Source organism: Streptococcus timonensis (assembly GCF_047463455.1).
Lineage (GTDB): Bacteria > Bacillota > Bacilli > Lactobacillales > Streptococcaceae > Streptococcus > Streptococcus timonensis_B.
On record NZ_JASHDV010000002.1, the window covers coordinates 132,184 to 143,600 of the forward strand.

Annotated in this window: 12 protein-coding genes and 1 pseudogene; 1 reads left to right on the forward strand and 12 read right to left on the reverse strand. The window is 41.3% G+C overall.

Annotated elements, in window-relative coordinates:
• Positions 1-14: 14 nt before the first annotated feature.
• Genes QM847_RS03855 through miaA form a run of 5 tightly spaced genes read right to left on the reverse strand, consistent with a single transcriptional unit; the run spans position 15 to position 4,466 of the window.
• Positions 15-770 (reverse strand): SDR family NAD(P)-dependent oxidoreductase, encoded by a 756-nt coding sequence (locus QM847_RS03855; RefSeq protein ID WP_414353949.1) that lies wholly within the window; start codon positions 768-770, stop codon positions 15-17.
• Between the two features lie 20 nt (positions 771-790).
• Positions 791-1,720, reverse strand: a complete 930-nt coding sequence (gene rnz, locus QM847_RS03860) for a ribonuclease Z (RefSeq protein ID WP_414353951.1) — start codon at positions 1,718-1,720, stop codon at positions 791-793.
• A 14-nt stretch (positions 1,721-1,734) separates the two neighbouring features.
• Positions 1,735-2,358: a cystathionine beta-lyase gene (locus tag QM847_RS03865; RefSeq protein ID WP_414353954.1), complete on the reverse strand. Its 624-nt coding sequence runs from the start codon at positions 2,356-2,358 to the stop codon at positions 1,735-1,737.
• Positions 2,351-3,589 (reverse strand): GTPase HflX, encoded by a 1,239-nt coding sequence (gene hflX / locus QM847_RS03870; RefSeq protein ID WP_414353956.1) that lies wholly within the window; start codon positions 3,587-3,589, stop codon positions 2,351-2,353. Before hflX ends, QM847_RS03865 begins: the two co-directional genes overlap by 8 nt.
• A complete protein-coding gene (gene miaA / locus QM847_RS03875; protein ID WP_414353958.1) occupies positions 3,582-4,466 on the reverse strand; it encodes a tRNA (adenosine(37)-N6)-dimethylallyltransferase MiaA in 885 nt (294 codons plus the stop codon). The genes hflX and miaA overlap by 8 nt, the downstream gene beginning before the upstream one ends.
• A 122-nt stretch (positions 4,467-4,588) precedes the next feature.
• Here miaA and QM847_RS03880 point away from each other — a divergent pair, with 122 nt between their 5' ends.
• Positions 4,589-4,759, forward strand: coding sequence for a DUF3042 family protein (locus tag QM847_RS03880; protein WP_269797431.1), 171 nt, complete (start codon positions 4,589-4,591; stop codon positions 4,757-4,759).
• Positions 4,760-4,800: 41 nt separating this feature from the next.
• Here QM847_RS03880 and QM847_RS03885 read toward each other — a convergent pair whose 3' ends face one another.
• The 7 genes and pseudogenes from QM847_RS03885 to QM847_RS03915 all read right to left on the reverse strand — a co-directional run bounded on the left by QM847_RS03885 (position 4,801) and on the right by QM847_RS03915 (position 11,291).
• Positions 4,801-5,640 carry a thymidylate synthase gene (locus QM847_RS03885; RefSeq protein ID WP_414353960.1) on the reverse strand — a complete coding sequence of 280 codons (840 nt, stop codon included), beginning with the start codon at positions 5,638-5,640 and terminating at the stop codon, positions 4,801-4,803.
• A 99-nt stretch (positions 5,641-5,739) separates the two neighbouring features.
• Complete coding sequence (locus tag QM847_RS03890) at positions 5,740-6,699, reverse strand: ROK family glucokinase (RefSeq protein ID WP_414353962.1); 960 nt, start codon at positions 6,697-6,699, stop codon at positions 5,740-5,742.
• A 103-nt stretch (positions 6,700-6,802) separates the two neighbouring features.
• Positions 6,803-7,663, reverse strand: a complete 861-nt coding sequence (locus QM847_RS03895) for an excalibur calcium-binding domain-containing protein (RefSeq protein ID WP_414353963.1) — start codon at positions 7,661-7,663, stop codon at positions 6,803-6,805.
• 44 nt (positions 7,664-7,707) lie between these two features.
• Positions 7,708-7,824 (reverse strand): annotated as a pseudogene (locus tag QM847_RS03900) (alpha/beta hydrolase); the annotation flags it as partial.
• The gene (pabB, locus tag QM847_RS03905) at positions 7,821-9,542 is read right to left on the reverse strand and encodes an aminodeoxychorismate synthase component I (protein WP_414353964.1); all 1,722 of its coding nucleotides are present in this window, start codon (positions 9,540-9,542) and stop codon (positions 7,821-7,823) included. The gene pabB and the pseudogene QM847_RS03900, both read right to left, overlap by 4 nt.
• Before the next feature lie 75 nt (positions 9,543-9,617).
• The gene (msrB, locus tag QM847_RS03910; protein ID WP_414353965.1) at positions 9,618-10,733 is read right to left on the reverse strand and encodes a peptide-methionine (R)-S-oxide reductase MsrB; all 1,116 of its coding nucleotides are present in this window, start codon (positions 10,731-10,733) and stop codon (positions 9,618-9,620) included.
• A gap of 9 nt (positions 10,734-10,742) precedes the next feature.
• Positions 10,743-11,291, reverse strand: coding sequence for a redoxin family protein (locus QM847_RS03915; RefSeq protein WP_414354357.1), 549 nt, complete (start codon positions 11,289-11,291; stop codon positions 10,743-10,745).
• Positions 11,292-11,417: the final 126 nt, after the last annotated feature.

Here is an 11,417-nt window from a genome sequence, read left to right on the forward strand (position 1 = left end):
AAGGAATAGATTTTTTACTTATAATTAAAAGTTTCTCCCGCCAACTTATCGGCTAACTTAGGGGAGAGGGTATAAAATTTATGAGCTAAATGTAGCAAGGCTGGGAGATTGAGCTCGCGTTTGTTTTTGCCTATGGTCTTAACAATTTTTTTAGCTACTGCATCTGGCTCGAGTAGAAAGCGGTCGACCGATTTGAGGTAGGTCCCATCTGGGTCTGCCTGGTCAAAAAATCCTGTACGGATAGGTCCTGGATTAACAGTCGTCACATAGACACCATAGGGCATGAGCTCAAGGCGAAGAGCATTTGAAAAACCAATGGCCGCAAACTTGGTCGCAGAGTATAGACTAGACTTGCCAGTTGCTATCAAACCTGCCATGCTGACGATATTGATGATATGGCCTTTTCGAATCTCCTTCATACGAGAAGCAACCAAACGAGACAGATTCATGAGAGCAAAGGTGTTGACTTCAAACATTTGATGAATGTCTTGATTAGAAATCTTGTCAAAATCTTCAAAAATTCCGTAACCAGCGTTGTTAATTAAAATATCAATCTTGCCATAACGCTGATAGAGTTCAGCAACTAGTTCTTCTAATGCTTGAGCGTCGGTAATATCAATTTCAATCAATTCTGCCTGAGGATGATTTCCGTATAACTGAACTAGTTTCTCCTTATTTCTACCTAGCAAAATGAGTTGGTCATCTGGCAAGAGTTTGACCATTTCTTGGGCTAGACCACCGCTAGCACCTGTGATGAGAATAGTAGACATACTTTTCCTTTCTCAATCTTCTAGATTTCCACTTCTTCCAAATCTTTGACCACATGAACATTTTCAAAGATACTAGAGGCATCCTTTTTAAGCTGGCTAATGTCTTTTGAAAGGAAGCGTGCACTGATATGGTTGAGTAAGAGGCGTTTAGCTCCTGCTTCTACTGCAACCTGTGCAGCCTGCATATTAGTTGAGTGGCCATGATTGCGGGCAATCTTTTCGTCTCCCTTGCCATAAGTAGACTCATGGACAAGAACATCTGCATTGACTCCAAGACGCACACTAGCATCTGTTTTTCGAGTATCTCCCAAAATGGTAATAATCTTACCAGGTCGCGGTGCTGAAATATAGTCTGCTGCCTTGATCTCGGTACCGTCTTCTAAGACGACATCCTGACCGTTTTTGATTTTTCCAAAGAGTGGTCCAAATGGCACACCAGCAGCCTTGAGCTTTTCAGCATCCAAGGTTCCTTCTAAATCCTTTTGCATGATACGATAGCCGACACAGAAAATAGTGTGATCCAACTCTTCTGCATACACAGCGAATTTATCCGTTTCAAGGATTTTCCCAAGAGAATCTTGGTCAAATTCATGGAAATGAATCTTATAGGGTAGACGAGAACCAGAGACACGCAAACTAGTCAAGACAAATGACTTAATACCTTGGGGACCATAGATTTCCAAATCCGTCTGCTCTTCATTGGCCTGAAAGGCACGACTAGAGAGAAATCCAGGCAAACCAAAGATATGGTCTCCGTGTAAGTGGGTGATAAAGATTTTGCTGATTTTTCGTGGGCGAATCGTGGTTTCTAGAATGCGATTTTGCGTTCCTTCGCCACAGTCAAAGAGCCAAACTTCGTTAATCTCGTCCAAGAGTTTCAGGGCAAGGCTTGAAACGTTGCGGGCTTTAGAGGGCTGACCAGCCCCCGTTCCTAAAAATTGAATATCCATTCGATACTTTCTAATTAATCAAAATATAACATAGCAGTGCGGTTTTCTGAGCGGTAATAAAGCTTACCAGTAAAGGCTTTAGCCTCTTGTAGTAAATCTTCTTGACTATAGCCTTTGAGACGCTTGCGACCATCTGCTAAGTTCTCCAAGTCAGTTAAAGCTGTGAGATTTTGAACGGTAACAACTTCCTCATCTCCGACAGCCTTCATGTAAATCTTTCCAGACTGCTCAAAGATCAGCTGATGAGGAAAAATCTGAGCAATCTCAAAGAGTAATTCATCTGTAATTATCTCCTTAGCTTCTGAGAAAATACGACCTTGTCCATCTTTCTCGTAGCAAAAACCAAAAGACTTTCCTGAGAGATTAAGGCGGATAAAAGGTTTGCTTTCTTCAGTGAAACTTGGCTCAACATTGTAGAGGTTTAGTTCTTTACTGACTTCTGCAAAATAATCTGTCGCAGCTTGAGGACTCTTTTTCTGGTAGAGTTCTGCAAAGTAAGCATTGACCACGCTTGGTGGAGGGGTGATGAGAGCTAGCTGCTCCTCTTCAGACCTACCAGCTAAAAGCTGATCCAGATAGACCTTGTCTAGACTTGTATAGCCACCATACTTGAGTGCCATAGTTTTTATATCAGTCATAAAATTCTTCTAATCTCCATTTATTTTTCTCAGAAATGTATCCTCTAATGACTTCGCCGTCATCTTGATAGTCCCGTTCTTCAAGAATCGCGACACTTTCTAAGTCGTGAATCTTGTAGGACTTAGAAAAAGGCACGCGTAGCGTAAAGGGTTCAAAAATTTCCTTGATCTTATCTAGCAATAAAGCCTGCAACTGCTCACGACTATCTTTAGATTTAGCAGAAATCAATGCATAAGGCGTTTGGGTAGGTGTGAAATCCTCCACTAAATCCGATTTATTGTATAGAGTTAGGCGAGGAATATCCTCCATATCCAAGTCTTTCATGATGGAGAGGACTGTTTTTTCATGTTCCTCATGATAGGGATTGCTAGCATCTATGACATGAACCAAGAGGTCTACATGCTTACTTTCTTCCAAGGTTGACTTGAAACTAGATACTAACTCTGTCGGTAAGTCTTGAATAAATCCAACGGTATCTGTCAAGGTTACCTGTAGATTGCCTCCAAGATGGATGCTCTTAGTCGTCGCATCCAAAGTCGCAAACAACTCATCTGCCTCATACTGGGTCTTGCTGGTCAAGGTGTTCATAATAGTTGACTTACCAGCATTGGTATAACCAATCAAGCCAATCTTAAAGGTGCTTGACTCCAAGCGTTTTTCTCGAACTGTCGCCCGATTTTTCTCAACCACTTTGAGTTGGCGTTCGATATCTGTGATTTGGTTGCGAACACTACGACGATTAAGTTCCAGCTGGCTTTCACCTGGACCGCGGGAACCAATTCCCCCTGCCTGACGGCTGAGCATAATCCCTTGACCGACTAGACGAGGTAGGAGGTATTTAAGCTGTGCCAGATGAACTTGGAGTTTCCCTTCATGGCTTCTAGCTCTCATGGCAAAGATATCCAAAATCAACTGCATACGGTCAATAACTTTAACACCCAAGACTTCCTCTAAATTGACATTTTGACGGGGTGTCAGACGGTTGTTGACGATGACAGTCGTGATTTCTTCTGCATCCACCATTTGAGCAATTTCTTCCAACTTACCAGACCCAACAAAGGTCTTAGAATCGTATTTTTCTCGTTTTTGTCTGTAGCTATCCACTACGACTGCTCCAGCCGTCTTTGCTAGACTAGCCAGTTCTTCCATGGAGAGGTCAAAATTGTCCATGCCTTGGAGTTCAACACCAATCAGTAGGACTCGTTCCTCTTTTTTCTCCGTTTCAATCATTTAAAAACTCCTCAATCTGGCTTAAAATGCGGTCTTGCACACCTGATTCTCCTATCTGATAAAAGGTCACCTGCATGCGATTACGGAACCAGGTTAACTGACGCTTGGCAAAACGACGTGTTGCCTGTTTAAGACTCTCACTAGCTTCCTCCAAGCTTTGCTCCCCTCTAAAATAAGGAAAGAGTTCCTTGTAACCAATACCTTTAGCAGCCTGCACATCAGGATAATGATCAAATAGCCACTTGGCTTCATCCAACAGTCCCGCTTCAAACATCAAATCCACACGGCGGTTAATCCGATCATAGAGTTGACTACGCTCATCATCCAGACAAATAATCAGCGCTTCATAAGGGCTATCCTGATTTTCCAAATTTTGACCAAAATGGGCAATTTCCAAGGCACGCATAGCACGACGACGGTTAAACTGGAGAATTTCAAGGCCCGCTTGAGCCACCAGATGAGCTAATTCCTCATCTGAATAATGCTCTAAACTAGCTCGGTAAGCTAAAATATCCTCATAAGGAGCATCACCACCTAGGTGATAGCCTTCTAGCAAACTCTGGATATAAAGTCCTGTCCCACCTGCTACAATAGCAAGTTTACCACGATTTTGAATATCCTCAATGGCCATCTTGGCTTCAGAAACAAAATCAAAAGCCGAGTAAGACTCGGTTACATCTCTCACATCAATCAAGTGATGAGGGACAGTTGCCTGCTCCTCTGGACTAGCCTTGGCTGTTCCAATATCCAGTCCTCGGTATACTTGTTGGCTATCCCCACTGACTACTTCGCCATTGAAACGCTTAGCAACTTCAATGGCTAGGGCAGTCTTTCCAACAGCTGTTGGACCAACAATCACAATTATTTTGCTTTTCATCGTTTTTCCTTGAAAAATTCCCATTTTTTCGTTACTATTATTATATCACAAAAAGCACAGTCAGAAAAATGCTATCTTTCTAGCTATTTCTGCCTGATATATAAATTAAAGGAGGAAGACTAATGGCTAAAGGTTTTGCTAAAGGTCTCGTAACAGGTGTTGCAGGAACTGTCGCTGCAGTAGCAGGTGCAGTATACGCATTTAAAAAACAAGTGATTGAACCAGAAGAACAAAAAGCAGCTTTCATCGAAGAAAACCGTAAAAAAGCAGCTCGCCGTCGTGTATCACGTTAAAAAACAAAAGAAGTTGGAAATTCCAACTTCTTTTTATGTTCTTAAATAGCCAAATCAAACTTCAATTGCGGTTTTACAGGATCATAGTCAACCAACTCAAAATCCTCTGCTTTAATATCAAAGAAATTTGTCTTGTCTGGTACATTCAAGACCAAACGTGGTTGGCAATTTGAAGGTTGACGACGGAGCAATTCCTCCGCTTGTTCAAATTGATTATCGTAGATGTGAAGGTTGTTGATAAAGTAGAAGAATTTCCCAACCTTCCAACCAAAATGTTTAGCAATCATCATTTGAAGCGCCACATACTGCATGGCATTGATATGGTGAGCAACTAGCATATCATTAGAGCGCTGAGTCAAGGTCGCATCCAAATAGATTTCCCCATCTACTCGACGGACATCAAACATAGTCTGAAATGCGCATGGAAGGAGTCCATCTGTTTCCTCAAAAGCTTGGTAATCCCAAAGAGAGATGATATTGCGACGGTTCCAAGGATTGGCTTCCAACTGCTTTAGGATTTTATTAATGATGTCATGCTTCTTAACCACAGCCCCATAACGCTCACCAATGGTCCCTGTGTCTCCCACTTCCCAGTCATTCCAGTAGTGAACATTGTACTTGTCATTAAGAACTTCTAAACTATTAGACTGGTCTTGATAAATCCAAAGCACTTCTTTTATAGCTGATTTGATAGCAATTGGACGCAAGGTTGTAATTGGAAATTCCCCCTTTGACAAATCATACTCTGCAAAAGCTCCAGTTACATACTTAGAGTTGGCAACTGTTCCGTCCTTATACTTGGGACGTGCTTGCTCAGAAAAGACACCATCATTCAGGATTCGCTCGATATTCTCTTTAAAAATCTTATCTGCTTTTGTCATTTACTCTCACCTCAACGTTTATTCTTAACTAGTATAGCATAAAAAAAGAAAGGAGGAAAATCACTAGCTTTAAGTTAGTGTTTTTCTCCTTTTTACTTTTTATTGTAATACAAGGGATGCTGCCCCAATAACTCCAGCGTCATTTCCTAGAGTCGCAAGAGCCAATTTAGTTGTTGTGCGAACTTGTGGGAAGGTATTTTCATCATAAACTTTTTGCACGCCTTGAAGAAGGAATTCTCCGGCAGCTGATACACCACCACCAATAACGATTGTTGATGGATTTAGGATGGAACCAATGTTGGCACATGCAATACCCAAGTAGCGTGAGAAGTTACGGTAAACGATTAAGGCAAGATCGTCCCCTTCTTTTGCCAAGTCAAAGACAGTTTTAGCAGTTACTTCTTCACCATCATCAATTAAGCGTTTTAGGGTTGCTTCGCCTTCATACTCATCTGCGTAACGACGAGTCAAGTTGACAATACCTGTTGCTGAGGCCACTGTCTCAAGACATCCTTTTTTCCCACAAGTACATGCGATTGGTTGGTCAAAGTCAACTGTGATATGTCCAAGTTCACCTGCAGCACCTGCAACACCGTGAAGCAATTTACCTTCTGCCACGATACCGCCACCAACACCTGTACCCAGTGTCATAAAGACAACGTCTGGTTGGTTTTCACCAGCACCCATCCAACGCTCACCAAGAGCAGCTACGTTAGCGTCGTTATCGATAAAGAATGGAATACCCAAGGCTTTTTCCATCTTTTCTTTGATTGGTTGAAGAGTTTTCCAGTTAAGGTTATAGGCTCCGATAACAGTTCCATTTTCACGGTCAACCACACCCGGTGAACCCATACCAATCCCTTGGAAATTTGCTGCAGACAATCCAAGCAATTCAAAACGATGTTGAATAGATTCAATCATATCATCTACGATATGGCTTCCTTCATCCAAAATGTTAGTTTTGATAGACCATTTTTCTTGAATTTCTCCCTCTTGAGTTAAAATTGCAAACTTGACAGAAGTCCCACCAAGGTCAATACCAATAATCTTTTGACTCATCTTTTTCTCCTTATCTTTAATTGAAAATGCTTACAGTTCTAGTATAACAAAATCTGCCAATCAGTGCAAAGGTTTGCATTAGCTTTCCAGAATTTTTTATGTTCTATGGTTTCCACAAACCAGAAGCATCTACATAATAGCGTCCGCCATCCACTCGCTCATTTTTTGCCATTTTACCATCTGATTTGAGATAGTAGTTTCCTTGCCAAGCATTACGAGCATAAGAACCATCTGATTTTAAGTAGTACCAAGATTGGTAAGAATAATCATAGATCCACTCACTCTTAGCCATTTTACCATTTGACTTGAGGTAGTATGCACCTTGCCAAGTATTATGCGCATAAGAACCGTCTGATTTGAGATAATACCAGGATTTGTAGTAAGAATCATAAATCCATTCACCCTGAGCCATTTTACCATCTGATTTGAGATAGTAACTTCCTTGCCAAGTATTCCGTGCATAAGAACCATCTGATTTGAAGTAGTACCAGGCTTGGTAATAGTTATCATATACCCACTCATTCTCAGCCATTCTTCCATCTGATTTGAGGTAATAAACTCCCTTCCAAGTATTTGTTACTGGTTGCCCATTCTCAGAAAAATAGTACCAAGATCCATTTTGACGATCCCAGCCACTTACAACTGCTACACTAGAGGTAGGTTCTGTACTATTTGGGGCCACGCTATCAGGTGCTGCACTGCTAGTCGCTTGAGATGTACTCGTCTTCTTCTCTTTTAAAACTCCTTTGGGTGCATTCTTAGATTCACAGGCTATCCCATCATGATCTTTATCTAAAGCAGCAGAATAACCTGGTTCTCCTCTATGAATATCCGCATAACCATTCTCCCAAGCTTCCTTACAGCTTGAAAAATGGATACTTTCATCTGCCACAACAGGTTGTAAAAACAAAGCTAGGGCAGGTAAAGAAGCTAAGCCTAGTTTTAATAAATGACGTTTGTTCATGATTTTCTCCTAAAAATTATAATATCAATCTCAATATTATTCTATCAAACTTGTTTCAGCAATTCAAGAAAACTTCTGGTTAATTCTGCAAACTCTTTTAGTTTTGCCTTATTCAAAACATGAGGGCCATCAGGGATAATCTGAAACTTAGTTTCATTTAGTTCTCCTTTACTGACAACTCATACAAGCCTCTAACTGCATTACAGCCATAGACAGCTTCTGCCTGTGCCAAATCTTCTAAAGTCAATACCTTTTCTTCTACCTTTCCGCTCTCAAGCAAGTGTTGACGATAAATCCCCGGCAAAATACCGAGAGTGCTAGGCGGGGTATAGAGCTTGCCATCAATTTTCAAGACTAGATTACCAATAGAGGTTTCCAACAATTTTCCATCAACAGTGTGATAGATGGTTTCCTGATTTCCCGTTGTCAAATGTGGGCGGTATGTCGTCTTAAAGTAGGTAAAGGTCTGCTGTAAATCAGCCTCTTGCAGACAAAGTTTAGCCTGACAAAAAGTTGGACTAAGTTGTGTTAATACTTTTCGTTCGATTTCAATCTCTCCAGATTTTCTGAGACTGATTCGCAAACGGTAGTCTTGATGGAGGTCACAAAACTGGCACTCCTCCTCTAGCTTTAGTTTCAAAACTTCTGGGTCAAATGGATAGGCAAAGTAACGACTAGCCTTTTGTAGTCTTTCTAGATGTTGCTTTTCAAAGAGCAAGGTTTTCTGGCTAATTTTTCCAGTTGTAATCAATTGAAAACGAGGCTGTTTTCGGTAAAGAACAGCAGCCTTTTGATGGACTTCGCGGTATTCTGACTCCCAAGTGCTATCCCATGTAATGCCTCCACCGACTCCATAGATGGCTTGCCCTCCATGCAGTTGAATGGTTCGAATGGCGACATTGAAAATCCGGCGCCCATTTGGAAGCAAGAGACCAATCGTACCACAGTAGACTCCACGCGGTTGAAGCTCTAAATCCTTGATAATTTCCATAGTTGCTATCTTGGGAGCTCCTGTGATGGATCCACAAGGAAAAAGCGAACGGAAGATCTCAACTAGGTCAACATCCGGTCGTAACTGACTCTTGATGGTCGAAGTCATCTGCCAAACTGTAGAATACTGCTCTACTTGGCATAAACGCTCCACATGCTCACTCCCCACCTCAGAAATACGATTCATGTCATTTCGCAAGAGGTCCACTATCATCATGTTTTCTGAACGATTTTTGGGATCCTGTTCCAACCAAGCCGCCTCTTTCAAGTCGTCATCGTCAGTCAGACCACGTTTAGTCGTTCCCTTCATTGGGCGAGTTGTCAATTCACGGCCATTTTGTTCAAAAAAGAGTTCTGGACTCATGGAAATCACTGCCATGTCGTCATGTTCAACATAGGCATTGTATCCCGCTTCCTGCTCTACAACCATACGATTGTAGATAGCAAAAGGATTGGCACTTAAATTCTGTTTGAGTTGGACCGTATAATTGACCTGATAAGTATCGCCTTGTCGTAAATGATGGTGAATCTGAGCAATAGCCTTTTCATATGCCTCTGGAGATGTTACTTCCTGCCAGTTTGATGGCAAATCCACCTCCTCATAAGTCAGAGGAATGCTGGATGTTTCAACACTGTCATGAACGGTGAAATAGAGGAGATACTCTCCCAGTAAGGGAGCTTTGTGGACCTCTAAATTTTCCTCAAAAGCAGGTGCAGCCTCATAGCTGACATAACCAACTACATAATAGCCATTCTCTTGGTAGCTTTCCACCTGTGCTAGCATGTCTGCTACTTCTGCTAAATCTCTCGTTTTTAACTCTTTGATAGGCTGGGTAAAGGTGTATCGCTCGCCCAAAGCCCTAAAATCAATCACTGTTTTTCTATGCATATCCTAAGTATACCATAAAAGCCAGCCCCCAAAAAGGAGATCTGGCTTTTTTATGATTGATTTAAATATCGAAGTTTACTCTACATAATCCAACAAATAACCATAACCTTTTTCTTCCATTTGATCTTTAGGAATAAAGCGAATGGACAGACTATTGATACAATAGCGTAAGCCTCCCTTGTCCTTAGGCCCATCTGTAAAGACATGTCCTAGATGAGAATCGCCAGTTCTACTTCTGACTTCTGTTCTGACCATATTGTAGGACTTGTCTTCCTTGTAGGTCGCAACATCTGGACTGATAGGCTGGGTAAAGCTTGGCCAACCACAGCCCGATTCAAATTTATCTTTCGAAGAAAAGAGGGGTTCACCTGTCGCCACATCTACATAAATACCTGCTTCAAATTTATCCCAGTAACGATTTGAAAAGGCACGTTCTGTTTGACCATTTTGAGTCACGGCATACTCCTCTGGAGACAAAAGTTTTTTCAATTCATCGTCGCTCGGTTTTGGATATTGACTTGCATCAATAACAGGATAGGCTGCTTGATTGACATTGATATGACAATATCCATTAGGGTTTTTCTGGAGATAATCTTGGTGGTAGTCCTCAGCCACAATAAAGTTTCTTAAGGCTTCCTTTTCAACCGCTAGAGGTTGGTCGTACTTCTTAGAAACTTGGTCAAAAACTTGGTTGATGACTTCTAAATCTTTCTCATCTGTATAGTAGACACCGGTTCGATACTGGGTTCCCACATCATTTCCCTGCTTATTTTTACTGGTTGGATTGATAATGCGGAAATAATGAAGCAAGATTTCTTTTAAGGAGATTTGATTGGCATCATAGGTCACATGAACAGTCTCAGCATGCCCGGTTTGGCCAATCAATTCATACTGGGTTGTTTCTCCTCTACCATTAGCATAACCAGAAACAGCATCTGTCACACCCGCTACTCGTGAGAAATACTCTTCGACTCCCCAGAAACAACCTCCAGCTAGATAGATATCATGTAGGTCAGCATCTTTACTTGGCTCAGTTTTTTTCGTGACTTTTTGCCCTTGACTAACTGCTGCCCTCTCGATTTGAGAAGTATCAGTGTAACTTGCGCTTCTTTTTTCCAAAAGAAATAAAACTCCTAGAACAAGGAAAATAATGATTCCGATCAGTAAGATTATTTTTAATTTATCATTCATGAGCAGCCTCTAATCTATGCTTTTCAAACTCTCTAAAATACTTGCCTTATCCATAAAGCCCGGCTGGGTCTTAACTAGTTTGCCTTCTTTATCAATAAAGGCTTGAGTCGGATAAGATCGAACTCCGTAACTTTCCAAAAGTTTACCCGAAGGGTCTAAAAGGACAGGGAGATTTTTATAGTCCAATCCTTGATACCATTTTTTGAAGGCTTCTTCTGATTGCTCGCCTTTTTGACCAGGAGAAACGACTGTCAAGATGACATAGTCATCACTTGCTTCTTTTGCAAGTTCATCGGTATCAGGTAGACTGGCTAGACAGACAGAACACCATGAAGCCCAAAATTTGAGATAGACCTTTTTGCCTTTGTAATCTGATAGGCGATAAGTTTTCCCATCAACCCCCATTAGTTCAAAGTCTGGAACTTCTTCCCCTTTTCTTGCTACCTGAGAGCTAACTTGCGCTTGTTTGTCTCCATTTTCGCTCGTCGTCTGATTTTTACAAGCTGACAGACAGAGCAGACTAGCGCAAACCAATACAGATACTTGCCATGTTTTCATTTTCATTACCTTTACAACTCCTCATATGAATATAGATATTGATTTTATAGCTCTATTATATACCTACCATACTAAAAATACTTGAAATCTGTTTGGAAAATTCTTAAAACTCTTGGGAACCCAAAA